Below are 23,744 nucleotides of genomic sequence, written 5' to 3'. Positions count from 1 at the left end.
TTCACCATCGAAAGAGACTCGTAGCTTTTCCGTGAGTATCATCTGGCCTAAGAAGAATGCCAAGATACCACTCAAGGTTCCTACGACAAAAGCTACCACCGTCACCACAAGGGCTTTAGCAGAATATAAAAGAGAACGACGCGGTACTGCTAACTGACTTGTTTGCATAGCACCCGTGGCATATTCAGATGCAATAAATACCGTCGCCATGGAAGAAAGAATAATGCCTCCCAATGAAGCGCCTACAACTCCGATAGAATACGACGCGCTCTTCATCTGGTCAATGATCTCGGAACCGTTGACTGATTGCCCATTCACAATCTGCGATGTACTCACATCTTTCTCATACTGTGCCAATTGTTCGTTAAAAACAGGAGCCAGCAGCATTGCGAGTCCTAAAATCAGCACTACCGTAATGATGAAGAGAACCTGCTGAGAACGTAGGGAGCGCATCTTTAACCATTCTGAGCGGAGCACACCCAGGAATGATAGATTATGAGCAACCGGTGCAGGCGCATTTTTAGTAGCGTAAGTTTGAGTACTCATTTATATGTTCCTCCCATTCCCCTGCTGGGTTTCATCGATAAAGCTGTGCTCTGGAGAACTAGTCACCGGTTGCAGTTGAGGATCGGCTGCCGGTGCATTCGGCACCGAAGAAACCGCGGCTACGGCACCAGCACCTGGAAGACTATCAGAGACATATTCAACCTCTGAACGTGTAATTTCAAGGTAAACATCCTCAAGAGTCGCTTCATGAGGCGCCAGCTCATAGAGCAAAATTTGCTCACGCAAAGCGAGTTCACCCAGGTCGCGAGCATCAGCCGAAACCAACAAACCATCGGTATCGACTGCTTCGAAAGGAAGCGATCGTTCCGCAAGGAGTGAAGCGAAAAGGTCACGTTCATCGGTACGAACCAGAACTTTATGACCGCCTACTCGCGAGATAAGTTCATCAATAGACGTATGTTCCAGCAGGCGACCGCGCCCAATAATAATGAGGTCGTCAGCGGTCTGCGCCATCTCGCTCATGAGGTGTGAAGAAATCAGCACCGCCCGACCTTCGGATGCCAAATACTTTGCCAACTGACGAACCCACACCACACCTTCGGGATCAAGACCATTAACCGGCTCGTCCAAAATAACGTTATGGGGATCGCCCAAGATAGCTGAGGCAATACCTAAACGCTGGTTCATACCGAGGGAAAAACCGCCAACCTTCCGCTTAGCCACCTGACTAAGACCGGTCATGCCGATAACTTCGTCCACACGTTTCGCCGAAATACCATGGGTAAGCGCAATAGACATAAGGTGCGTGCGTGCACTGCGCCCCGGATGCACCGATTTCCCGTCAAGGAGGGCTCCTACCGTATGGAGCGGAGATTTAAGGGACTGATAATTTTTGCCGTCCACAAGGGCTTCGCCCGAGGTGGGCTTATGGAGTCCGACCAGCATGCGCATCGTGGTCGATTTACCTGCCCCATTGGGACCCAAGAAACCGGTGACTTTACCGTCGGGAACGATAAAAGACATATCGTTAACGGCGGTTTTATCACCGTACATCTTAGTAAGATTCTGAACCTGTAACATCTACATCTACCCTTCTGAAGAAGTTTAAGGTTGCTCTATCACGTCCAGTCTACGGTTCTCACTTCGGAGAATATAGGATTTTTGAGGTTCCTTCGGAATTTTTATTATTTCTCAATCTTTTTACATACACCGTTTCACGTGAAACATTGATGCTGTCTATAAGAAAATTCCTATAGAAATATAGTTATCCAACGTATAGAGATAGAAATACTACTATATCGAAGTATCTCCAAGAATAGTCCTGATACCCGTCCCCTAGGGTTGTGCGCCCACGTCTGTGAAATTACTGTAGTTAAAAATAGACCGTATACGAAGGGGTAGGGAACTATGCGTAGGACTAGCAGTACACCGGAACCACAGAAAAACCGTGCAGGATACGTCCGGTGGGGCAGGTGCCTCCTTGGTAGTACAGCGCTTGCTGCCACAACCTACATAAGTGTTCAAGGTATACGATGCCGCCGGGCACTCCACGATGCTGTGGACAAACTCGCGTCGTATCCGGCCAAAACGGCGCATCTCAGCTATGGAGAGATAGCATATCTCGATATTATGCCCACCGGGTCATCCTCAGTATATAGCGACCCTCCCGTTATTCTGTCTCTGCACGGTATCTATGGCGGCTACGACCAAGCCTTTGAGAACGTTAGGGAGCTCTCGAAACACTACAGGATTATTGCTCCATCGCGTTTTGGGTACCCCGGAAGCGCGGTCGCAGGTGAAGGGAGTCCCAAAGAACAGGCAGCGGCTCTGATGGCCCTCCTCGATATCCTCAATATTGAGCAGGTCTATGTGCTAGGCGCCTCTGCCGGAGGAACCCCCGCTCTTCGTTTCGCTCTGGATTATCCGGAACGGACCGCAGGTCTTATTCTCCTCAGCTCTGCTCCGCCCTGGGAGGAAAAACCACGAAAGCTGCCCACGCGTATGGGGCCTCCTGCCGCTCTGAACCATGACTACATCATGTGGCTGCTGTCTCCGTTTTTCAAACCTCTATTTGGGCTTCCCACACACACCATATATGGGATGTTCCCCCTACAGGAGCGACGTATGGGAGCCAAGATCGACGCAGCTATCACAAACCCGGATATGGCGGTCCATCTTGAGGAATACCCCATTGAGAGCTTGGAACCGCCCGTTTTTCTGATCCATGCACAAGATGACCGAGTTGTGCCTTTTGCCCAGCCGCGAGGGCATGTGCAGAGTTCTATGTACCGATACCCGAATCTCACCACATGTATCTTCGAAACGGGTGGTCATATGATCGAGGGGCATTTGGAAGAGGTAACCCAAGCGGTCATAGATTTTATTGACGGTACTCTGTAACACGCAATGTTTCACGTGAAACATACCCCTCCCCTACCCCGCACTTCTCGGGTAAAACGGATAATTGGCTCCACATATGAAAAGGGCATCGCATCCCAGTCGGAATGCGACGCCCTCACAGCGTCTAAATACGCCCTGCTTATGCGGCTGCTACAACGTCCAGAGTAACGTTGGCAACAACATCCTCATGCAGACGAGCGGTCACCTGGTACTCACCGGTGCGCTTGATAGCGGAACCGAGGTGAATGGTGCGCTTGTCGATAGTGCCGAGACCTGCCTCTTCAATAGCGTCAGCAATAGCATCTGCCTTAACGGAGCCGAAGAGACGACCATCAGCACCAGCCTTGTGTGCTACTACAATCGGGCGAGCAGAGAGCTTAGCTGCGGTCTCCTGGGCTTCTTCCAGGGAGGCCTTCGCACGGGCCGCACGGGCCGCACGGATAGATTCAACCTGCTTCTCGCCGCCAACGGTCCACGAAACGGCAAAGCCGCGAGGAAGAAGGTAGTTACGTGCATAGCCGTTCTTAACGGTGACGATGTCACCAGCGGCACCCAGACCGGTTACTTCCTGAGTCAGAATAATCTTAGCCATAGTACTTGTTACTCTCCTTCTCGTTAGCGGCCAGCGCCGGAGTAGGGAAGCAGTGCAACCTCACGGGCATTCTTAATTGCCTGAGCGATCTTGCGCTGTTCCTGAACGGTCACGCCAGTTACGCGGCGAGCGCGGATCTTGCCGCGATCGGAGATGAACTTGCGTAGCAAGGCGACGTCTTTGTAATCGATAACGGTGACGTCAGCAGCTTTCAGGGGGTTCTGCTTAGGTTTGGGCTTACGGATTTCAGCCTTAGCCATCGTGGTGCTCCTTTAGGTTGGGAGCCCGCGGCGTTAACCGCGGGATGGATTGATATATGGTTTGGTTTGAGGAAGACGGAACGTTTCTTTAGAACGGAGGTTCATCATCGGCACCGGTACCCCAATCGTAGTTTCCGCCGGACTGCGAGGTCCACGGATCAGCTGCAGGTGCCTGCTGCTGTGCCGGTTGTGCGGGCGCCTGTTGGGCTCCCCCACCGAATCCGGCATTACTGGAGTAACCGTTTCCGCCCTGCTGCTGAGCGAAGCCCTGCTGCGGCGCGGAATTGTTAAAACCACCCTGCTGGGGGTTATTACCGAAGTTATTACCGCCAAAGTTGCCGCCCTGCTGACCACCGAAGTTACCTCCAGAGGTGCGCTGTGAACGGGTTACCTGGGCGGTAGCGTACCGTAGAGCGGGACCGATCTCATCGAGCTCGATCTCCATTGAGGTACGGCGTTCGCCTTCCTTCGTTTCATACGAGCGAGACTTCAAACGACCCTGGGCGATCACACGGGTTCCCTTTTTCAGGGTCTCTGCGACGTTCTCTGCGTAGTCGCGCCAAATAGACGCACGCAGGAACAGTGCCTCACCGTCTTCCCACTGACCGGTTTGACGGTTGTAGGTACGCGGGGTAGATGCAATCGTAAAGTTTGCAACCGCTGCACCTGCGGGAGTGTAGCGCAACTCAGGGTCGCTGGTGAGATTCCCGACCACAGTGATAATGGTTTCGCCTGCCATTGATGCCTCCTCGAATGGATTCAAGTATATAACTCTAGGTAACCATAGGAACCTGACATTTTAATCAGGTCGCGGTTTTAGAGTCTTACTTGTTGACCTTCTGATCCTCCGGACGGATGATCTTGGTACGCATAACGGACTCGTTCAGGTTTAGAACACGGTCGAGCTCAGCGGCGGTCTCAGGGCTCGCGGTGAAGTTAACAACCGCATAGATACCTTCGGACTTCTTCTGGATCTCGTATGCCAGACGGCGGCGACCCCAGATGTCAAGGTTGTCGATGGTACCGCCAGCGTTGGTGACGATTTCCAGGAACTTCGACAGAGACGGCTCTACCGCTCGGTCCTCAACCTCGGGGTTGAGGATAACCATCAGTTCGTATGCACGCATGATTAAACCCCTCCTTTGGGCTAAACGGCTATGGGATTTCCATAGCAGGAGATTCATGTGGCACCCGGTGCAGCATCCTCTTGTTCAGGATGCACACACAGATTCTTCTATACTACACGAGAATACAGGGTAGAATCCAGCAAAGAGAAGGATGCGCCCGCCACACCGCGTGGGTGTAACGGGAGCATCCTGAAGCTAGAGTCTTGAACGCTAAAAATTCTGGTTTTAGTAGTAACGAACCGAAGAGTCCCGAAGGTTGAGGATGGCGACTCGAAGGATATTCGTGAAGAGGTCTTTGAAGAGCAGAAGGCCTAGCGGAATACCGGTTATCCAACCTAAACCTATGGGCGTCAGCAGGCTGGTTATACCGGTGAGCGCCAGATAAAGCAGCCCCTGAATTGGCTGACGCAGATAAAACTTGTGGATGCCTAACCATCCGAGGAAAAGCCACAGCACATAGGTGAGAATCACAGATTTGGGGCGAATCACGACGACGGTCGATTGTTCATGTTCGGAGTTCACATAAGTACGGCTGCCCGGAACGGTTCCATGGGCGAAAAGTTTAGGTTCATAAACCTGTTGCGACATATTTCCTTCCTTCGTGAGTGTTTCAGCGCGCTGTATATAACGCGCTCACTGCAAGTTTAGACAGTTCACATGCGCAAACCCTGGGAACGGGGTGTGTATTCGGTGGGAGTCTGCCCTCCCCTCCCCCACCGCACCAACCTTCGTTCAGACAAAAATCCCGCATCCTCGACTGTGAGGATGCGGGATTCTCCAATGCGCGGTGGGATCGTGATAATGGGCTGTTACTGCTTCACGACAACGGGGGTTACACCGTTGAGTTGGTTCACCCGGCCAGGTATCAGGAAAATATCAATGATGAGCAATATGCCCAAAATTACAAGAGGAATTATCCCGATAAGAAACCAAACAGTTGCCCAGCCAGTAAGGAATAAACACAGGTATAGAATCCCTTGACCCGTTTGGTTCAGATAAAACTTGTGAATACCAGGGGAACCTAGGAAAAACCACAGCAGATATGCCACCGCCATGGATTTGGGTTGCTGCACCATCATGACCGGTGCTACGGCAATAGGTTGTATGGGCTGTCCGTGAGGTTGAGAACCGTTGAATGCGGGGTTAGAAGCCGGATTAAAGGCAGAGTTATCAGACATAGTAATGCCCTTTCGGTGAATGTGTATTCGTGCGCGGCGAACGCTGCCGCTGAGTACCATCCTACACGTCAATTTAGCTTCACAGAGGCATTTAGTGAACCTTATACACCGTAGTCTCCGTCATACTCTTTTCCGCAGTATTCCGCCGTATTATGGGGATTTAGGGCTCTCCGTGCTCCTGCCACCACACAAGCAGACGGCGGGTCGCTTCTTCTTCACCAAGTTCACCCTCATCCAAACGCAGGTTCAGCAGGAATTTATACGCCTGCCCCACAAGAGGCCCAGGACCGATGCCCAGCACCGCCATAATCTGTTCGCCATCCAGTTCAGGGCGCATCGCATCCAGCTCTTCTTGAGCGGCAAGCTCATCAATACGCCGTTCCAAATCATCGTATGCCTGCGCCAGCGAGCGCGCCATGCGCTTATTGCGCGTGGTGACATCCGACCGAGAAAGCCTGTGGAGACGCTGCAGCTGCTCCCCTGCGTCCCGCACGTATCGACGTACCGCCGAGTCGGTCCACCCGGCCTCACGGTAGCCGTAGAAACGCATATGAAGCTCCACGAGGCGCGCCACCGCCTTGATGGTGTCGTTATCGAAGCGTAGGGCGCGCATCCGTTTTTTGACCATGCGCGCGCCAACCACATCGTGCTGCAAAAAAGATACCGATCCGTCTTTCTCGAATCTGCGAGTTTTGGGTTTGCCGATGTCGTGCAGAAGCGATGCGAAACGCAGCACAAAATCGGGCGCGGGGCAGGGACCGTCAGCGTCGGTTTCCTTCTCGATCGCCTGTTCCATGACTTTGAGCGAGTGCTCATAAACGTCTTTATGGTGGTGTGAAGGGTCCATTTCCATGCGCAGGGCGGGCAGTTCCGGGAGCACATAGTCCGCGAGTCCGGTTTCTACGAGCAGGTTCAGGCCCACGCGCGGGTAATCTGCACAGATGAGTTTGATGAGTTCGTCGCGCACCCGTTCCGCCGAAATAATCTCGATACGCGGTGCCATCTGCCGCATCGCTTCGAATACTTCCGGCGCTACAGTGAGGTTGAACCGAGCAGCGAACCGCGCCGCGCGCATCATACGAAGCGGGTCTTCGGAAAAGGATTCTTGAGGCGAGCGCGGGGTTCGCAAAACGCCCTCTGCTAAATCTTTAGTGCCGTGGAAAAGATCCACGATTTCCCCCGAAGGCAGCGCAGCAGCCATGGCGTTGATGGTGAAGTCGCGCCGTATCAGGTCAGCCTTCAGGTCGGTGCCGAATTCCACCGTGGGTTTGCGGGAATCGGCGACGTACACTTCGGCGCGGTAGGTCGTTACCTCGTAAACAGCGCCGTTTTTGCGGGCGCTGATGGTGCCGTATTCTTTGCCGATATCCCAGATGTGCTCGCCCCAGGCGCTCAAAATCCGCTCGCTCTGGGCGGGGGTGGCGTTCGTGGTCATATCGAAATCGGTAAACTCGCCGGGGGTGTTGCGTAGTTCATCACGCACCAGACCACCGACTAGGTAGAGATCAAAACCCGCTTGGCGGTAGAGTTCGCCGAGTTCAACAGCATCCGGATATTTTGAGAGCACATCAAGTTTTTGCGACATAGTCTCTTAATCCTGCCAGATATTAGCGGCAAGAGCATATTAGCGGGCTCCTATCAGCCGCACCATAGCCCAAAATAGCGCCGCATCGGATAAGGTAGAACTATGAGTTTTCCCGTACCGCGCGCACCCAAAATGCGCCCCTTCGCGCCCCAGCTTCCGGTGCCTGCGCTTGAAGAGGTCTCTTCGGGAGGGCTCATGATTAATTTTGATAGTCCCGACCTGCCGGTGGCAATCATTGCGCGCTATAACCGCAACAGACAGCTCGAATGGTGTCTACCTAAGGGACATGTTGAAGGTCATGAAAGTCTGATAGAAACAGCTCAGCGAGAAATAGCCGAAGAAACCGGAATTACCGGTTACATTGTTGCTACCCTCGGGTATATCGACTACTGGTTTACGTCTAGTGGGCAGCGCATCCATAAAACGGTACATCACTACCTTTTTTGTGCTACCGGCGGCCGCCTAACCATTGAGCATGACCCCGATCATGAAGCAGTCGATGTTGCGTGGGTACCCCTGGCAGAGCTTAGCCAGAAACTCTCTTTCGCTAATGAACGGCGCATCGCAGATATTGCACGAGAGTATATTAATACCCAGCTCTAACGTCACAACCAGGAGAAGAAGTTGGCACGTACCGATGCACGCTCAAGCGCCATTATGGCGGCGGGAACGCTCGTATCCCGTGTTCTAGGGTTCCTTAAGGCAATCCTTCTCACGGTGGCACTGGGTGCCCTCTCGACCGTAGGTGACGTCTTCGAGACCGCAAATACGCTCCCCAACCTCATCTACGTGTTGGTCGCCGGTGGTGTGTTCAACGCCGTGCTCGTGCCGCAGATTATCAAAGCCGCTAAAGCCCAAGACGGCGGCGAACGGTATATTTCCAAGCTCGTAACAATTACGGTGACGGCCATCGGTCTGATTACAGCGATTACGCTGGCGTGCGCCATCCCTATTATCAACGTTATGGGCTCTACATGGACGCCAGAGCAGAAAGAACTCGGGTATATATTCTCGTTCTGGTGTTTGCCGCAAATCTTCTTCTACGGGCTTTATACGGTCATTGGGCAGGTACTCAACGCGAAAGAGGCCTTCGGGGCTTTCATGTGGGCGCCCGTGCTCAATAACGTCGTTGCTATCGCTGCGCTCTTTATCTTTATTTTCACCTTCGGGGCGCAGGATACAACCATCAATCCGCCACGCCACTCGGTCGAAAGCTGGACGTCGATGCAGACGATCTTCCTCGCCGGATCGGCAACTCTGGGTGTGGCACTGCAGGCTATCGTTCTCTTTATCCCACTCAGGAAGCTGGGGCTGCGGCTCAAGCCGGACTTCGGCTGGCGCGGTATCGGACTGCGGGAAGCATCTCGTCTGGCAATTTGGACCCTTGCCGCCGGTGCCGTCTCTAACCTGTCGTATATGTATATGACGCGGGTTGCCGCATCCGTGGTGAGCGCCCGAGCCCAGTATGCCGATATGGGTATTCAGATTCCCGGTCTGCAGGCCATGAACTACGCCTCAATGCTCTACTCGCTCCCCCACGGCGTGATCGGCATTTCCATCGCTACAGTGCTCTTTAACCGCATGAGTTCCTCCGCCATCGCGGACGATAGCGACAGCGTCATTCACGCCCTTTCGCACGGCATGCGTACCGCCGGTATTGCCACCGTTTTCTGTGCGCTCGCACTTATCGTCCTCGCCGGTCCCGTGGCGGTGCTCTTTAGCGGCGGCGACCCGGTTGCGGCAACCGTTATTGGGCGCCTCATTGCTATTACTGCATTGGGAACCCCTGCACTGACCATATCCTTCCTCTACGGGCGCGTTCTCTATGCCCGAGAGAATGCGCGCACCCCCTTCCTCATTCAGTTCTACGCCGCGATTGTTATGGTCATTATGAGTGGGGTTGCCTCCCTGCTTGACCCGCGCTACACCGTGTATGCGCTCTCCCTGATTTTCCCGGTGCAGAACCTCTTCGTGGTCGCCATCAGCCACTACGAAATTCGCCGCAGACTTGGGTATTATGGGCAGAAGCGTATTATCAACATGTACGCTCGTACTACCCTCGCGGCATGTTTTGCGGGAGTTATTGCCGCCGCCGTATTGTGGGTATTGGGCGGATACAATCTTGATGGCTTCGCCTGGGCATCAAAAATTTCAGCGGTTATAACCCTTATAATCTGTGGTCTCACCATGCTCTTCAGCTATGTGGTGATGCTCAAGATTTTCCGCGTGCGTGAGGCAGATGCTCTCTTCGCACCCATTGCAGGCAAGGTAAAAGCGCTCGCACGGCGAGGGGCCTCAAACGAATCTTAAACCAGCCCGCAAACCGCTAAAAACACCGTATCTGGCATAATCCGGGTAAAATCTTTGGAAGAGCCTACTAAACTATAGGCGAGAAAATACATGACGGGAGAGAACTTGTCGCAGCAGATTCCGGTCGGAACCGTTTTGGGTGGCCGTTACGAAATCACCGCACAGATTATCATCACCGCCGAATCAGATATGATCCTCGAAGGTAAGGATCAGATTCTGAACCGTAAGGTTTCGGTGGTGGTGGCTTCTCCCGTGCGCAGCCACCTCTTGGAGAAGAATTCGCGGGCGCTGGCGGTCAATAGCCGCTACAACATTCAGATTCTCGATATGGGAATCGCCCCCGAAGGCAATAAATACCTGGTGACCTCATACAGCCGCCCGGATGTTTTACTTGACACCCTACTGACCGACAACCCCTCGGTCTCTCCCGACGGTAACCCTGATGAGGCACTCGGGGCCGAAATCTTCGGTGACAGCCTTACCGGTGCCGCACCGCAAACTTACGAGAACATTCCAATGGTGGGTTCCGAAACCTCCGCTATCAGCGCCGTAAAGGCATGGGAGGTCTCACAGATCCCCTCGATGAACGTTGCACCTATGGTCTCCGGACCGAACGATGACGGCGTCTATGAAGACGACGAAGACGAGGGTACAAACCGCGGAACCTGGGCTATTGCCTTCGCCGCTGTGCTTCTATTGGTCATTGTTGCAGGTGGCGTGCTCACCACGCTAACCGGTTTGGGGTCGAATCACGCATCGAATCCGGTTAAAGGTAAGAACGCCTCGGCGAGCACAAGCGCTACGGCAGGGTCTACAGAATCTGAGGAAGCTTCCCCGTCGGCATCGCCCAGCGCCTCCAACGCCCCAGTAAAGGTTACCTCCGTATTGCGTCTGGTGCCGAGCAACCCTAACTTTATGGCGGATATGGATTCCGGTCTTCCTGCACTGACCGATGGTAGCCCCTCAAGCACCTGGTCCAGCTATGGTTTTGGTAGCCCCGCCTTCGGTGGTGTCGTCAAGGAATTCGGGCTTGCCGCTAAACTAGAGTCTCCCACGGTTGTCTCTAAACTAACTATTCAGCAGACGGGCGGTTCCGGCGGTTCTTTCACCGTATACACCAATAACCAAGCCTCGATGAGCGGTGCTACCGAAGTTGGCAAGGGAAGCTTCTCTGGGCAGGACGTCACGGTTGAGCTGGATAAGGACAAGCAGTCTGCCGATAAGGGCGGCTACATCATCATCGTCTTCGATGAAGCACCCAAGCTCTCGCAGCCTATCGCAGGGTACAGCTATGGTCTGCGCATTGGCGAGATTAAGGCCGAGTAGCGTATAGCCTCAACGAGTGGCGCATCCTCATACATGGGGATGCGCCATTTATTTTGCCTCGATCTCACTCTCTCAAGACCTCCCGACCAGTATTCTCCGTCGGGTGCAGCCACGAACATAAAATGTCACATTTTTCTTCGGTACCCGGCATTTTTACTTCGACCCCAGTCAATATGGATTAGCCGCCCCCAGAATGGAATAATTGGGGATACTGTTGCGTTGAGCGACTATCAGCAGAAAATTGAGGAAGAGAAGAATGAGCACTGAAAATACATTGGGCAATCTGTTCGGAGGCGCCGCTCTCGGCGGTCTGAACCTTGCCGCATCCTCTACCCCCCAAGAAAAAGCCCAAGAAACGGCCTCTGAGGGCGATCAGAAGGTCCACAACGTTATTATCGTGGGTTCCGGCCCTGCCGGGTACACTGCCGCCGTCTACGCGGCGCGTGCCAACCTTGAACCGGTACTCTTCGCAAGCTCCCTCTCCCCCGGCGGCGCTCTCATGACTACAACCGAAGTCGAGAATTTCCCCGGTTTTGTGCAGGGAATCCAGGGGCCTGAGCTCATGACCAATTTCGGTGCCCAGGCGGAGCGCTTCGGCACGGATATTCGCTACCAGGATGTCGAAAAGTTGGAGCTCGACGGCGATATTAAGAAGGTTATTCTCTCCGACGGTTCCGTGCACCTGGCGAAAACCGTTATTATTTCAACCGGTTCGCAGTACCGCAAGCTGGGTGTTGAAGGTGAAGATACACTTTCTGGCTACGGCGTCTCGTGGTGCGCAACTTGCGATGGCTTCTTCTTCAAAGATAAAGAAATCGCGGTGGTAGGCGGCGGCGATTCTGCTCTGGAAGAAGCACTCTTCCTCACCACCTACGCGTCCAAGGTCTACCTGATCCACCGCCGTGATTCTTTGCGCGCATCCGATATTATGCAGCAGCGCGTTTTCGACAACCCCAAGATTGAAGTTCTCTGGAATTCCGTAGTGAGCGAGATTCACGGCGATTCCAAGCTGGAAGAGGTCGTTCTGACCGATACCGTTACTGGCGCTACCCGCGATATGAGGCTTGACGGACTGTTCATTGCTATCGGTTCTGATCCGCGTATCGAGATGGTTAAGGATCAGCTGGAGATTACCGATCAGAACACGATTGCGGTTCAGGGACGCTCGTCAAAAACCTCTCTGCCCGGCGTTTTCGCCGCGGGCGACGTCATTGATCCAACCTACCGTCAGGCGATTATCGCCGCCGGTTCGGGTGCGGTAGCAGCACTCGACGCACAGCACTACCTCGAAAACCTTTAGTCAGGAGAAACAGATATGAGCAATGCAAAAGCAGTAACCGATGCCACTTTTAAAGCTGAAGTTCTGGAAAATTCCAAACCAGTGATCGTTGATTTCTGGGCCGAGTGGTGCGGTCCTTGCCGCATGGTCGCTCCGGTTCTTGATGAAATCGCCGCCGAATATGGCGAGAAGGTCGATGTCGTGAAGGTTAATGTCGAAGAGAGCGGCGACACCGCTATGGAATACGGCATTACTTCTATCCCCGCGATCTACCTTTTCAAAGATGGGCAGGTTGTAAAGAAGAGCGTAGGCGCTCGTCCTAAACAGGCACTCATTGCTGATTTTGAGGAATACATCAAGTAGGTTTTCTTCAAGCCTTCATCCTCAAAAGCCCATAGAAGGTGTGGATGTTTCACGTGAAACATCCACACCTTCTATCTTTATACCTGCTTCGTTTACAGGGCTACAAACACTTTATATACTTTTTGAGGTTGTAATTTAGATAAGAATATCTTATGAAGATACTATCCGTGAATCTCTGTATGACTTTGGCATAGTTCTTCCTGTAACCATTTCATAGTGTCGAAAACGTGGATTTTAGCCTGTCTCGATAAATACCCTTGTAATTCTCAATATCCAAAAAGGAGGCGCAGGCTTACAATTACCTTCAGCTCGGAGTTCGTGTTAGTCTCATCCCACTCCCCTGCTCTGCTATATACACCGCTGTAGGTTCTGCAAAGACTCATATACCTACCGTTTTCACAACATGCTCCAGACCTCTGTGAGTTCTTCTTATCCGGAGACAATGGCAGATGGACAAGGCAAATAACCCGCCACAATGCTCACTAAACCAGATATACACGCCTTATACAGGGCTGGGGGTGGTGATGTTTCACGTGAAACATCACCACCCCCAGTAGATTACGGGGAAGGGTTCTAAGCTATCGTATGAACTAAGAACCTTTGAAATCAGAATCCAGAACCCGAATAATGCGGTTGAGATCCTCGACATTAGCAAACTCAATAGTCATCTTGCCCTTACGAGCACCGAGCGAAATCTTAACCGAGGTATCCAGTTTGTCAGCAAACGCATCCGCAATATAGTCCAATCGCTCGTGATGCTTCTGTGGCTGCGGGGTCTTCCGCTCTTTCTCTGCCGGAGCTTCGCTCGCATGGGCAACAAGCTCCTCAACGGCACGCACAGAAAGCCCTTCATTCACGATCTTCTGAGCAATGGTCTCTATCTTTGCCTGATCGGTTAAAGTCAGCAGGGCGCGCGCATGCCCGGCAGCGATAACGCCTGCCGCTACCCTGCGCTGTACGAGAGGAGGCAACCTAAGCAAACGAATCGTATTCGAAATCTGTGGACGAGAACGCCCAATACGCTTTGCAAGCTGCTCTTGGGTGGTACTGAACTCTTCCATAAGCTGCTGATATGCGGCCGCCTCTTCAATGGGATTCAGCTGGCTACGATGCAGGTTTTCCAGCAGGGCGTCTCGAAGCAGATCAATATCTTGCGTGTCACGGATAATGGCAGGAATAGTTTCTAGACCCGCAGCCTGGGTTGCGCGCCATCGCCGCTCACCCATCACCAGCTCATATTTTTCGGCATTTTTCTCGCGTGAAGGGCGCACCACAATAGGCTGCAGAACACCAATCTCACGAACCGAATGGATGAGCTCAGCCATATCTTGTTCATCAAAATCAACGCGAGGCTGTTTGCGGTTCGGGTGAATATCAGAAACTTTGATTTCTGCGAACTGAGCTCCAGGAACGGGTACGAGGTTGCTGTTACCCTCTTCCTCAGCTTCCTTCGTTTCTTCACCAAAGAAGAAATCTACCGGGCGGCGTGTTAACGTCGTATTGCGAAGTGCCGCACCCATATCCATACGAGGTTTCTTCTTCTGAACTTCGCGAGGCTGAGACAACGTTTCACGTGAAACATCTGATTTCTGCACAGGCTGCGATGCGGACAAAGAAGCAGATGAGACGTGTACGTTCTCTTCTTTTTTCTCCCCCGCTTTCACGGCAGGGGTTTTAAGACTAGGCATCTTAATCGCAGAAACCTTTTGCGGCTTCGATGAACCAGAAGGTTTCCGAGTCTCAGCAGAAGATTCCTGAGGTTTCGGATCCGTAGCCTTTTGCGACGAAGAGATGCGGTTCTCTTGCTGTTCTGTCCGTTTCGTTGTCGCAGACGGTTCCTTTTTCGGGGCAGATTTTTTCTGCGGCTCCGGCTTTACGTTGCGAGTCTTCGGGCGTTTTGCTGAGGATGCGGCGGCTTGTTCCTCCTGCTGAGGTTTGCGAGTCGCCGCTACTTTTTTTTCCGCCTCTTTCTCGGCAACATCGGAAGCAGTCACAACAGGCGTCGTATTATTGGGAATGAGAGCACCCAGTCCCCTTCCGAGACCCCGTCGCTTCTCTGCCATATTTTTCCTTCCTCACACCAAATTTTCTACCGCTCTCATACATGCCGATTACACTTCATATGAACCTTGCAGCACCGTAAAATCTGCGCTCAGAAAATTCGGTATTTCCCTAGATATAAATCTCAAAAAGTTTATTTATGGATAATATCGGAGTAATTACCAATCCTGATATGCCGATATTTCAGAGCATCTATATGCTCCGTATTCCTCTTAGCGGCGCGCAATTTCCTGCGCCGCTTCACGATAGGCCTGAGCACCGGTAGACGTTGGATCATAGCTGATAACGGTCTGTTGGTAGCTCGGTGCTTCCGAAATGCGTACAGAACGCGGAATCTTGGTCTGTAGAGTTTCCTTCGGGAAATGTTCCCGTACCTCTTCCGCTACCTGATATGCAAGATTGGTACGTCCGTCGTACATAGTCAGCAGAATCGTACTAATCTCTAGATTGGAATTCAGATGTTTCTGAATCATCTGAATGTTCTTGAGCAGCTGGCTCAAACCTTCCAGGGCATAGTATTCACACTGAATAGGAATCAGGATTTCCTCTGCCGCCACAAAAGCATTAACGGTCAGCAGTCCCAAACTTGGCGGACAGTCGATAAATACGTAGTCGAGCCGTCCCATCCCCTGCTGGGCACGCCACTCAGTATAGTCCTCCAGAGCGTTTTTGAGGCGTTTTTCACGTGCCACGACCGAAACAAGTTCAATCTCTGCCCCGGCAAGGTCTATATTCGCGGGCGCGCACCACAGATTATCGAGATCAGGGCACTCCTGCACAATATCGGAAAGCGGAGTATCGTCAATCAAAGTGTTGTAAGTACTGGGAAGCTCCACGCCATGCTCAATACCGAGAGCCGTCGAAGCATTTCCCTGAGGGTCATTATCAATGACCAAAACGTTCATTCCCGCTTCTGCAAGGGCGGCCGCAATATTCACGGCGGTACTCGTTTTACCGACTCCACCCTTCTGATTCGAGATGGTAAAGACGCGTGTATGTGGGGGCTTGGGCAGTAAAGGCGGCGTCGAGCCACCGGGGGTGATCGTCATATATCCTCCGCGCCTGATGCTGATGGTTGATGTGTCTTTCGCCAGATAAAGATACGCACACCGTGTTTCACGTGAAACATTGAATAAAGAGCATCAAGGATGTTTCACGTGAAACACCGATGCTGTCTCCGGTCTGCGCGTTCCTCTTTAAGATTACCTGTCAAAACAGCGATATACCACGTACACCCTCGAGAAGTTGTCTAGGATTCGTATTTTTTCACGAAAATTTATGATTTCATCCCCAAGTATTCACTCTCAGCACAGCATCATGAACCGATTATCAACCTCTCAGCCAGGAAAATTTATACAACTTCTATTACTCATTTTTAATATTCCACATTCACGAAAAACTACGGTGCCCCGCCGAAAGTTCCCCTTCATCTCTCACGTACCACAAACTCTTTCTCCGGTATCAAATAAAGACCATAAGAAAAGGGGTTGAAGATACATTCTCGGATGTATCTTCAACCCCTATGAAGCTCGCAGCTTCAGAGTTTATCGAGACTAGAGTGTAACTCGCACAACGGTTGTGGGCTCATCCAGCAGCCCCTCCCCCGCCGTCAGGATTTCAGTCTCGCGAGCCCCGAAACGGTTGAGTTTCTTCTTAGCCTTCTTGATTTCCTCCCGTGCAGAACGCCCTTTGAGAGCCAGAAGCTCACCGGTACCGCGCAAAATCGGCAGGGTAATATCCACAAGACCCACCAGCGCAGATACGGCGCGAGCAGTCACCACATCGGCTTCAACCTGCCCGACAGCCTGCTCGGCACGCGAGCGCAGAATTTTTACATTCTCAAGGCCTAGATCCTCAACCACTTCATGAAGCCATATCACACGGCGTTCCAGAGGCTCTATGAGCGTGATTGATAGATCGGGGCGGGCAATAGCCAGACAAAGCCCCGGCAGACCCGCTCCAGAGCCTACATCCGCCACGGATGCACCTTCGGCGATATATTCCTGCACAGCGGCACAGTTGAGCACGTGACGAGCCCACAGACGCGGTACCTCACGCGGACCAATGAGCCCGCGCTCAATCCCCGTCGTCGCCAAATGTTCCACATAGCGCTGTGCCAGAGGAAGACGATCACCAAAAATTGCGGTGGCGGCTACAAGGTCTTGACCTTCACAAGGAACCGTCATTTACGCCTCCGGAAGGGAAATCACCACATGGCGACGTGTACCTTCGCCTTCGGATTCGCTGTAGAGCCCCTGTTCAGCAACCACATCGTGTACAACCTTGCGTTCATAGGCGCCCAGTGGTTTCAGGTGGAAATCTTCGCCGGAGGCACGCACCTTCTCAACGGCGTCGAGGGCTATTTCGGTGAGCTGTTCTCGACGTTGTGCACGGTAACCCGCAATATCGAGAATAAGACGCGAACGGTTGCCGCTGGCGGCCAGAACCGACAGACGCACGAGTTCCTGCAGAGCGTCTAAGACCTCACCGCGGCGACCAACAAGGTGGCGCAGATCTTCGTTCCCATCGTCATCATTCACTACAGAGAGATAGATGCGCTGGTTGCGCACCTCAATATCAATATCTCCGTCAAGATCAACGATATCGAGAAGTTCTTCGAGGTAGTCAGCGGCTATATCCCCTTCTTCCTCAATCATGCTGATTTCGTCGATTTCTTCGACAGCCTCAGTTTCCGATGCGGTGCTTGGCGATTCTGCGGTTTCTTCAAATATTTCAGTCATGGTTTTCCTTGAATTTATCGATGCTGTGTTTAGTTGAGTTTCGGCTTATTCGAGTTTTTATTGTCCGAATTGTTCTGCCCGCCACCTTTACGCTGCTGCTGTTTCTGGCGTTTCTTACTCATGGGCTGCTGACGCTGACCCGCGGCAGCACGCTCACGCGCTTCCTCAAGCTCTTTTTCGTGCTGTTCTTTGGTTTTCCCAACGGGGGGCAGACCTTTAGCGGCGCGGCGTTCGTTGAGTTCCTTCTCAGCCTGGGAACCGGGAGTAGGATTATTGCGGATCACCCACCACTGCTGGCCCAGTGCCCAGAAGTTTGAGACGGTCCAGTAGTACATCACACCAAGAGGGAAGTTAATGCCCGTCACCGCGAAAATAATGGGGAAAATGTACATCATCATCTGCTGCTGACGGAATATTGGGGAGTTTTTGGCTGCCTCGGACATGTTCTTGGCACTGAGCTGTTTCTGAATGAAGAATTGAGTACCGCTCATGAGTAGAATCATGATGATGGCCTGGGCAACGGTAGCGGCATGGTTACCGTTGCCGGGGTTCATCATGGTCGAGAAAATGGGGGCACCGAAAATGTGGGCTTCACTGAACTGTTTAACCAATTCTGCGGGAAGTAGCAGAATGCCTTCATTTTTAGCGGCTGCCCCGGAAATACCCATGAGCACCTGGTACAAACCGAAGAAGATAGGCATCTGGGCAATAATCGGCAGGCAGGAGGCAAACGGGTTGGTGCCGTGTTTTTTGTACAGCGCCATCTGCTCCTGTGCCATCGCCTGGCGGGAAAGCTGGTCTTTCTTCCCCTTGTATTTGGCCTGCAGCTTTGCAAGATCGCCCTGCATGGCGTTCATACCGCGCATCGCTTTAATCTGTTTGACGAAAAGGGGGATGGTGAGGGTACGCATAACCAGGGTCAGGCAGATAATGCACAGCACCCAGGTAAAGCCTGAGGACGGATCCATACCAATACTGGTAAAGATCGTGTGGAAGAACCACAGCACCGCAGACACGGCCAATTTAAAGGGCCAAAGGATCATGTCAAAAATGTTCACGGGAGTTTTTCTCCTTATGACTCGGCTAAGTCTTCGTAGGAATCTCGACAACCGTTAGTGGTTTTTCGAGTGAGTTTCTAGGGGATGGTTCAGGAGCATAATTTTAGGTTCCTGACCGGAAGCAAAGGTCCGTTTTCCGGGCGGGACGGGATCGACTCCGCCGGTTGCCCAGGGATTACACCGCAGAATGCGCCGCACGGTTAAGCTGAGACCGCCGAGGGCTCCGTGAGTGGTGACCGCTTCCAACCCGTAGGCGGAGCAGGTCGGATAATACCGGCACACATCCCCATAGAGTGGGGATACGACTTTACGATAAGCCTTAATAAGCCCAATCAGAATATTCTGCGGCAGGGTGTAGACCGCATGCAGAAAAGATACCGGATGCACAAACTCATGGGGCGCTTGTGCGAGGCGTTCATCGGGATCAAGCTGATGTGTGTGGGGATGATGTGTGCTGCTGTGATGAGGGTGAAAACGCTCATCACATCGACGATGGTTCATAGTCCCCTCCCCCACGGTTTTCAACATTGCAGTGTTGATCTTGACGGTCAAGTTTTTTCAGAGAGGATTCTAGGGCACCTCGATAGTCTGCGCGCAATTCTTCCCAGTTCGCTCCAGCGGATGCGGGAAGCGCCCGCACGGCAATATACAGTCCCTGCGGGTAGGTGCTAACGGTTGCGGCAGCGAGTTCACGCAAACGCCGTTTAACACGGTTACGAGTCACAGCATTTCCAACGGCTTTTGACACAATGAAACCTATCCTGGTTGTATTTCCGGGTTTTTGAGCCGTATATACAACTAAGTTCCGGCGCCCTGAGCGGGTACCGGAACGAAAAGTCGCGGAAAATTGGGAGCTGGTGCGCATCCGGTGCTGGATTGGCAGCACGTTTTCCTTCCCTGTAGTGGAAAACCCGCTAACACGAATGCGTTAGCGGGTTTTGCTGAGTTCTTTATGCCGAAAGCTTGGAACGACCCTTGGAACGACGGTTCGACAGGATAGAACGACCGGCACGAGTACGCATACGAAGACGGAAACCGTGTTTCTTCGCACGACGGCGGTTATTCGGCTGGAAAGTACGTTTACTCATACTTATCTCCTTGGACACAAAATCCTAGCCCGCTGGTTAGGATTTCTAAGCTTTTTCGTGCCCGATGGTACCTCGACACTTCGAGGTAGGCGGTACACATACAACAGAACAACTCTAGAAGAGTCTATGCTGCAAAGCAAGTTAATCCGCCCCACACATAACCCCAGGTTATCCCCAGGTTGTGGGGATTAGACTATCCACAGATGTTCTCAACGGGCCTTCAAAACATCATATCCACAGTTTTCCACATCCTTGTTATACACTTAATTTCCTTGATATATCAAGGAAAAATAACGAAATTCAAGAATTTTTCAACCGGTTATCCTCAGGAAAGACACATTTTTTCCACATTGTGTATAACTCCTGTGGATAAGCTATTTATCATGTGTATAACCTACGGTAGAATCTGTACATATCTTTGTCATCTTTACGAGGGGAATTACTGATGGACGCTGAGCACACGCAGCTTCAGGAACGCTGGGAACAGGTCATAAGCATTCTGCAAGCGAATCCTGAGGTTTCTCAGCGTCTGCGTGGTTTTGTGAATCTTGCACAGCCTCAGGCTTTCGTGGGAACTGTTCTTCTGATTGCCGTTCCCAGCGAACTAACCCGCAATATTTTTCAGTCTCAGCTCAAGGCGCCCTTCCAACAGGCTCTGACCACCGTTTTTGGTCCCGGTGTATCAGAGGCTTTTACGATTGATGAATCGCTTGCACAAACGTCTCAGACGGTTTCGCCTTCGATACCGCAGATCGAAGATGATTCTCCTATGCCCCCACTTCATGAGGTTGAGGCCGAGCTCCACACCCCTGTACCGCCTCATCAAACTGCGGATGTGCCCGTTGCCGATGCACCGACAGCGTCACCGGTTGATCCCGCCATCTTCGCCGAGCGCCCGCAGAGTTCTTCCCCCTCCCCCACCGATTTTTCCGAAGTACACACGCCGCAGCATGTGGACTCTGCCGTTCCCGCTCAGCCGATTTCTTCTCCTGCAGAGACTGAGGATATTTCTTCCCAAACCGCAGATACTCATACCGCTGTTTCTTCGGATTCCGGTTGGGATTCTTCGGCACGTCTGAACCCAAATTACACCTTTGATACTTTTGTGATTGGTCAGTCTAACCGCTTTGCACACGCCGCAGCATTTGCTGTTTCAGAGTCCCCCGCCCAAGCCTATAACCCCCTCTTTATTTATGGCGATTCGGGGCTGGGTAAAACCCACCTCCTGCACGCGATTGGGCACTATGCCAAGCATCTTTTCCCGAGCTTGCGCGTGCGGTACGTAAATTCTGAGGAGTTCACGAACGATTTCATCAATTCGATTCGTGACGATGAGGGGTCATCTTTCAAACAGATTTATCGCAATGTCGATATGCTTCTGATCGACGATATCCAGTTTTTGGCGGGTAAAGAGCATACACAGGAAGAGTTCTTCCATACTTTTAATGCCCTGCATAATCACCAAAAGCAGGTTGTGATTACCTCCGATTTGCCGCCAAAACAGCTCACCGGGTTCGCCGAGCGTATGCGTTCACGCTTCGAGTGGGGTCTGATTACCGATGTTCAGCCTCCCGAGCTGGAAACTCGTATCGCTATTTTGCGTAAGAAGGCACAGAGCGAATCGCTCAACGTTCCCGATGATGTGATGGAGTATATTGCATCGCATATTACGGCGAATATCCGCGAGTTGGAGGGCGCGCTCATTCGTGTAACGGCATTTGCCTCACTCAATAAACAGCCCGTCGATGTTGCTTTAGCCGAAGTTGTGCTCAAGGATCTCATTACAGATGCGGGCGACACCGAAATTACCTCGGGGCAAGTGCTAGCGACCACGGCTTCCTATTTCGATGTGACTCTAGAGGATCTACGGTCAAAATCCCGTACTCGAACCCTCACAAATGCACGTCAGATTGCCATGTACTTACTGCGTGAGCTCACAGATATGTCGTTGCCGCGCATCGGGCAGGAATTAGGCGGCCGCGACCACACAACGGTTATGCACGCGGTACGGAAGGTGGGGGCACAAATGGCCGAACGACGCACTACCTTTAACCAGGTCACCGATTTGACGAACAAAATCAAGCAGGATCAGCGTGAAAGTCGGTAGTTCCCCGGAATTTCAAGGTTTAAACAGCCTGTGGATAACATGTGTGTTAAACCGGGGCTTTAAGTGGATATTAAGTGCATGATTATTCATGATGTGTGGACGAAGGTAGATGTATAAATATCCATACACAATACATCCTCAGAAACGCTAATTTTTGTCCACTTAATATCCACAGGTGATTTCCTTGATTTTACAGGGAAACTCTGGTTTTTCCACGATATCCACAGGGGTTATTAACATTACTGTACTTTAAAGAAAACACCCTCACATAACATGAAGCGCACCCACGCAGGTCCAATCGAACGCAGTATCCAACTATTTTGACGATGGTAGCGAGATAACAGCATCAGATTTTTGTAATTACAATTTTCATAACCTTCTGAAGCTGTCCTGCATGATCTACCTTTCTAAAGATGTAATTACAAAATTTTCTAAACCCTCTGAGCGGAACTAACCTGTACCCTCTCCTTGACGAACCTGTATCCGGTAGGATGGATTATGCAGTTTTGCATAAACTACACACGCACGATGTAGGGTTCTCAATTCCATACGCATCCATGAGCTCATCATCGTTGTTTTCCAAACCCGTTTGCTTCATCACCGAAAGGCTCTTTGATGAAATTTACCGTTGAACGTGACGTACTTGCCGAGGCGGTTGGTTGGACCGCACGCTCGCTACCTCTTCGTCCCACCTCTCCCGTGCTCAACGGCCTTCTCATCAAAGCTGAAAGTGGTGAGGTTTCTATTTCGAGCTTCGATCATGAAATCAGTGCTAAGCAGACGATCGAGGCATCGGTAGAGCAGGAAGGAACCTGTTTAGTACCGGGTAAGATGCTTGCCGAAATTTGCCGCTCACTGCCTAACGCAGACGTTGAGTTTGTGGCTAATGACTCCACAATTTTTATGACCTGTCGTTCCGCAAAGTTCCAGTTAGCGGGTATGCCGGTGGCGGACTATCCGGAGCTTCCCGAACTACCACAGATTTCCGGTACCGTTGATGGCGCGGAATTCGCTAAAGCTGTCTCCCAGGTTCAGATCGCGGTTTCCAAAGACGAAACTTTGCCGTTGCTTACCGGTATTCGCCTGGAAATCTCCGGTTCAACCATGACTCTTCTTGCTACCGACCGGTACCGCCTGGCAATGCGCGAAATTACCTGGAACCCTGAGAATCCTGAAATTGAGGCTGCGGTTCTGCTCAAGGCCAAAACCATGACCGAGGTGGGGCGTACCCTCTCAAGCTCAGGAGAGCTTTCTATCGCACTTCCTGAAAATGGCGATCTTATCGGTTTTTCTGCGGGATCCCGCCGAACTACGAGTGTCCTCATGGACGGTCAGTACCCGAATCTTCGTGCCCTCTTCCCAACCGAAACCGCGGTTCATGCTGTAGTCCGTACATCAGATTTGGCGGAGGCGGCGCGCCGTATTTCCCTCGTGGCAGAACGTAACACTCCCCTGCGTCTACAGTTCACCGAAGACGGACAGGTCTCGATCGATGCTGGGCGCGGCGATGAGGCTCGCGCATCCGAATCGATGCCCGCGCAGCTGGACGGTCACGAAATTACGGTGGCATACAACCCCACGTACCTTTCGGAGGGGTTGGGTGCCTTCGATACCGACTTTGTACGTTTCTCCTTTACTGAGGCTCCTAAACCTGCCGTGCTCTCCGGTCAGGATGAGCCGCTAAGTGAAGAAGATCTTAGCTACCGGTACCTGGTTCAACCGATTCGACTGCCCGCTAACTAATCGCGCATTCTGGCGCCGG

The 23,744-nt window shown here is 52.1% G+C and carries 25 protein-coding genes; 8 read left to right on the top strand and 17 right to left on the bottom strand.

Annotated features, from left to right (window positions below):
- Window positions 1-546: ABC transporter permease subunit (locus tag HMPREF3016_RS07590; protein ID WP_371441538.1), on the bottom strand; the 546-nt coding region annotated here is incomplete at its 3' end.
- Window positions 547-1,587 carry an ABC transporter ATP-binding protein gene (locus HMPREF3016_RS07585; RefSeq protein ID WP_004005951.1) on the bottom strand — a complete coding sequence of 347 codons (1,041 nt, stop codon included), beginning with the start codon at window positions 1,585-1,587 and terminating at the stop codon, window positions 547-549.
- A gap of 477 nt (window positions 1,588-2,064) precedes the next feature.
- Between HMPREF3016_RS07585 and HMPREF3016_RS07580 the strand changes: the two genes are divergently transcribed.
- Window positions 2,065-2,907: an alpha/beta fold hydrolase gene (locus tag HMPREF3016_RS07580; RefSeq protein ID WP_246828514.1), complete on the top strand. Its 843-nt coding sequence runs from the start codon at window positions 2,065-2,067 to the stop codon at window positions 2,905-2,907.
- Between the two features lie 139 nt (window positions 2,908-3,046).
- On the opposite strand, the gene rplI is transcribed toward HMPREF3016_RS07580, so the two are convergent.
- The 7 genes from rplI to HMPREF3016_RS07545 all read right to left on the bottom strand — a co-directional run bounded on the left by rplI (window position 3,047) and on the right by HMPREF3016_RS07545 (window position 7,649).
- On the bottom strand, window positions 3,047-3,499 hold the full coding sequence (gene rplI / locus HMPREF3016_RS07575; protein WP_004005949.1) for a 50S ribosomal protein L9: 453 nt from the start codon (window positions 3,497-3,499) through the stop codon (window positions 3,047-3,049).
- Window positions 3,500-3,522: 23 nt separating this feature from the next.
- On the bottom strand, window positions 3,523-3,759 hold the full coding sequence (rpsR, locus tag HMPREF3016_RS07570) for a 30S ribosomal protein S18 (protein WP_004005948.1): 237 nt from the start codon (window positions 3,757-3,759) through the stop codon (window positions 3,523-3,525).
- 88 nt (window positions 3,760-3,847) lie between these two features.
- On the bottom strand, window positions 3,848-4,498 hold the full coding sequence (locus HMPREF3016_RS07565; protein WP_004005947.1) for a single-stranded DNA-binding protein: 651 nt from the start codon (window positions 4,496-4,498) through the stop codon (window positions 3,848-3,850).
- A gap of 85 nt (window positions 4,499-4,583) precedes the next feature.
- Window positions 4,584-4,886: a 30S ribosomal protein S6 gene (gene rpsF / locus HMPREF3016_RS07560; RefSeq protein ID WP_004005946.1), complete on the bottom strand. Its 303-nt coding sequence runs from the start codon at window positions 4,884-4,886 to the stop codon at window positions 4,584-4,586.
- Between the two features lie 225 nt (window positions 4,887-5,111).
- Window positions 5,112-5,474: a TM2 domain-containing protein gene (locus HMPREF3016_RS07555; protein ID WP_048755440.1), complete on the bottom strand. Its 363-nt coding sequence runs from the start codon at window positions 5,472-5,474 to the stop codon at window positions 5,112-5,114.
- Window positions 5,475-5,695: 221 nt separating this feature from the next.
- On the bottom strand, window positions 5,696-6,064 hold the full coding sequence (locus tag HMPREF3016_RS07550; RefSeq protein ID WP_141744107.1) for a TM2 domain-containing protein: 369 nt from the start codon (window positions 6,062-6,064) through the stop codon (window positions 5,696-5,698).
- A 160-nt stretch (window positions 6,065-6,224) separates the two neighbouring features.
- Window positions 6,225-7,649, bottom strand: coding sequence for a CCA tRNA nucleotidyltransferase (locus HMPREF3016_RS07545; protein ID WP_070741418.1), 1,425 nt, complete (start codon window positions 7,647-7,649; stop codon window positions 6,225-6,227).
- Window positions 7,650-7,751: 102 nt separating this feature from the next.
- Between HMPREF3016_RS07545 and HMPREF3016_RS07540 the strand changes: the two genes are divergently transcribed.
- The 5 genes from HMPREF3016_RS07540 to trxA all read left to right on the top strand — a co-directional run bounded on the left by HMPREF3016_RS07540 (window position 7,752) and on the right by trxA (window position 12,927).
- On the top strand, window positions 7,752-8,252 hold the full coding sequence (locus tag HMPREF3016_RS07540) for an NUDIX hydrolase (protein WP_048755438.1): 501 nt from the start codon (window positions 7,752-7,754) through the stop codon (window positions 8,250-8,252).
- Window positions 8,253-8,273: 21 nt separating this feature from the next.
- Window positions 8,274-9,959 (top strand): murein biosynthesis integral membrane protein MurJ, encoded by a 1,686-nt coding sequence (gene murJ, locus HMPREF3016_RS07535; protein WP_048752390.1) that lies wholly within the window; start codon window positions 8,274-8,276, stop codon window positions 9,957-9,959.
- Between the two features lie 90 nt (window positions 9,960-10,049).
- A complete protein-coding gene (locus HMPREF3016_RS07530) occupies window positions 10,050-11,285 on the top strand; it encodes a serine/threonine protein kinase (protein WP_070741415.1) in 1,236 nt (411 codons plus the stop codon).
- Between the two features lie 256 nt (window positions 11,286-11,541).
- On the top strand, window positions 11,542-12,585 hold the full coding sequence (gene trxB / locus HMPREF3016_RS07525) for a thioredoxin-disulfide reductase (RefSeq protein WP_048755436.1): 1,044 nt from the start codon (window positions 11,542-11,544) through the stop codon (window positions 12,583-12,585).
- A 15-nt stretch (window positions 12,586-12,600) separates the two neighbouring features.
- On the top strand, window positions 12,601-12,927 hold the full coding sequence (gene trxA / locus HMPREF3016_RS07520) for a thioredoxin (protein WP_048755435.1): 327 nt from the start codon (window positions 12,601-12,603) through the stop codon (window positions 12,925-12,927).
- 590 nt (window positions 12,928-13,517) lie between these two features.
- Here trxA and HMPREF3016_RS07515 read toward each other — a convergent pair.
- From HMPREF3016_RS07515 to rpmH, 8 genes are all read right to left on the bottom strand, one after another.
- Window positions 13,518-14,990: a ParB/RepB/Spo0J family partition protein gene (locus HMPREF3016_RS07515; RefSeq protein WP_070741412.1), complete on the bottom strand. Its 1,473-nt coding sequence runs from the start codon at window positions 14,988-14,990 to the stop codon at window positions 13,518-13,520.
- Window positions 14,991-15,200: 210 nt separating this feature from the next.
- Window positions 15,201-16,037, bottom strand: coding sequence for a ParA family protein (locus HMPREF3016_RS07510; RefSeq protein WP_004005936.1), 837 nt, complete (start codon window positions 16,035-16,037; stop codon window positions 15,201-15,203).
- Window positions 16,038-16,541: 504 nt separating this feature from the next.
- Window positions 16,542-17,174 carry a 16S rRNA (guanine(527)-N(7))-methyltransferase RsmG gene (gene rsmG / locus HMPREF3016_RS07505; protein WP_004005935.1) on the bottom strand — a complete coding sequence of 211 codons (633 nt, stop codon included), beginning with the start codon at window positions 17,172-17,174 and terminating at the stop codon, window positions 16,542-16,544.
- Window positions 17,175-17,729, bottom strand: a complete 555-nt coding sequence (locus HMPREF3016_RS07500) for a Jag family protein (protein WP_004005934.1) — start codon at window positions 17,727-17,729, stop codon at window positions 17,175-17,177.
- 29 nt (window positions 17,730-17,758) lie between these two features.
- Complete coding sequence (gene yidC / locus HMPREF3016_RS07495) at window positions 17,759-18,787, bottom strand: membrane protein insertase YidC (protein ID WP_037231454.1); 1,029 nt, start codon at window positions 18,785-18,787, stop codon at window positions 17,759-17,761.
- Between the two features lie 54 nt (window positions 18,788-18,841).
- Window positions 18,842-19,288, bottom strand: coding sequence for a membrane protein insertion efficiency factor YidD (gene yidD, locus HMPREF3016_RS07490; protein ID WP_004005932.1), 447 nt, complete (start codon window positions 19,286-19,288; stop codon window positions 18,842-18,844).
- Window positions 19,269-19,673, bottom strand: a complete 405-nt coding sequence (rnpA, locus tag HMPREF3016_RS07485; protein WP_048752402.1) for a ribonuclease P protein component — start codon at window positions 19,671-19,673, stop codon at window positions 19,269-19,271. Before rnpA ends, yidD begins: the two co-directional genes overlap by 20 nt.
- A 64-nt stretch (window positions 19,674-19,737) precedes the next feature.
- On the bottom strand, window positions 19,738-19,875 hold the full coding sequence (gene rpmH / locus HMPREF3016_RS07480) for a 50S ribosomal protein L34 (RefSeq protein ID WP_004005930.1): 138 nt from the start codon (window positions 19,873-19,875) through the stop codon (window positions 19,738-19,740).
- Between the two features lie 445 nt (window positions 19,876-20,320).
- On the opposite strand from rpmH, the gene dnaA reads away from it, so the two are divergent.
- Both dnaA and dnaN read left to right on the top strand, forming a co-directional pair.
- Window positions 20,321-21,982 carry a chromosomal replication initiator protein DnaA gene (gene dnaA, locus HMPREF3016_RS07475; protein ID WP_070741408.1) on the top strand — a complete coding sequence of 554 codons (1,662 nt, stop codon included), beginning with the start codon at window positions 20,321-20,323 and terminating at the stop codon, window positions 21,980-21,982.
- A 615-nt stretch (window positions 21,983-22,597) separates the two neighbouring features.
- Window positions 22,598-23,725: a DNA polymerase III subunit beta gene (gene dnaN, locus HMPREF3016_RS07470; protein ID WP_048752405.1), complete on the top strand. Its 1,128-nt coding sequence runs from the start codon at window positions 22,598-22,600 to the stop codon at window positions 23,723-23,725.
- Window positions 23,726-23,744 lie beyond the last annotated feature (19 nt).

This window comes from Rothia sp. HMSC065D02, assembly GCF_001815285.1.
Lineage (GTDB): Bacteria > Actinomycetota > Actinomycetes > Actinomycetales > Micrococcaceae > Rothia > Rothia dentocariosa.
This window is presented reverse-complemented; position numbering and strand designations above follow the sequence as displayed.

Excerpts from the sequence above, each read along its gene's own strand:
- HMPREF3016_RS07585 (WP_004005951.1), bottom strand. The coding sequence starts at position 1,587 with ATGTTACAGGTTCAGAATCTTACTAAGATGTACGGTGATAAAACCGCC.
- rplI (WP_004005949.1), bottom strand. The coding sequence starts at position 3,499 with ATGGCTAAGATTATTCTGACTCAGGAAGTAACCGGTCTGGGTGCCGCT.
- rpsR (WP_004005948.1), bottom strand. The coding sequence starts at position 3,759 with ATGGCTAAGGCTGAAATCCGTAAGCCCAAACCTAAGCAGAACCCCCTG.
- HMPREF3016_RS07565 (WP_004005947.1), bottom strand. The coding sequence starts at position 4,498 with ATGGCAGGCGAAACCATTATCACTGTGGTCGGGAATCTCACCAGCGAC.
- rpsF (WP_004005946.1), bottom strand. The coding sequence starts at position 4,886 with ATGCGTGCATACGAACTGATGGTTATCCTCAACCCCGAGGTTGAGGAC.
- HMPREF3016_RS07555 (WP_048755440.1), bottom strand. The coding sequence starts at position 5,474 with ATGTCGCAACAGGTTTATGAACCTAAACTTTTCGCCCATGGAACCGTT.
- HMPREF3016_RS07550 (WP_141744107.1), bottom strand. The coding sequence starts at position 6,064 with ATGTCTGATAACTCTGCCTTTAATCCGGCTTCTAACCCCGCATTCAAC.
- HMPREF3016_RS07545 (WP_070741418.1), bottom strand. The coding sequence starts at position 7,649 with ATGTCGCAAAAACTTGATGTGCTCTCAAAATATCCGGATGCTGTTGAA.
- HMPREF3016_RS07540 (WP_048755438.1), top strand. The coding sequence starts at position 7,752 with ATGAGTTTTCCCGTACCGCGCGCACCCAAAATGCGCCCCTTCGCGCCC.
- HMPREF3016_RS07530 (WP_070741415.1), top strand. The coding sequence starts at position 10,050 with ATGACGGGAGAGAACTTGTCGCAGCAGATTCCGGTCGGAACCGTTTTG.
- trxB (WP_048755436.1), top strand. The coding sequence starts at position 11,542 with ATGAGCACTGAAAATACATTGGGCAATCTGTTCGGAGGCGCCGCTCTC.
- trxA (WP_048755435.1), top strand. The coding sequence starts at position 12,601 with ATGAGCAATGCAAAAGCAGTAACCGATGCCACTTTTAAAGCTGAAGTT.
- HMPREF3016_RS07515 (WP_070741412.1), bottom strand. The coding sequence starts at position 14,990 with ATGGCAGAGAAGCGACGGGGTCTCGGAAGGGGACTGGGTGCTCTCATT.
- HMPREF3016_RS07510 (WP_004005936.1), bottom strand. The coding sequence starts at position 16,037 with ATGACGATCACCCCCGGTGGCTCGACGCCGCCTTTACTGCCCAAGCCC.
- rsmG (WP_004005935.1), bottom strand. The coding sequence starts at position 17,174 with ATGACGGTTCCTTGTGAAGGTCAAGACCTTGTAGCCGCCACCGCAATT.
- HMPREF3016_RS07500 (WP_004005934.1), bottom strand. The coding sequence starts at position 17,729 with ATGACTGAAATATTTGAAGAAACCGCAGAATCGCCAAGCACCGCATCG.
- yidD (WP_004005932.1), bottom strand. The coding sequence starts at position 19,288 with ATGAACCATCGTCGATGTGATGAGCGTTTTCACCCTCATCACAGCAGC.
- rpmH (WP_004005930.1), bottom strand. The coding sequence starts at position 19,875 with ATGAGTAAACGTACTTTCCAGCCGAATAACCGCCGTCGTGCGAAGAAA.
- dnaA (WP_070741408.1), top strand. The coding sequence starts at position 20,321 with ATGGACGCTGAGCACACGCAGCTTCAGGAACGCTGGGAACAGGTCATA.
- dnaN (WP_048752405.1), top strand. The coding sequence starts at position 22,598 with ATGAAATTTACCGTTGAACGTGACGTACTTGCCGAGGCGGTTGGTTGG.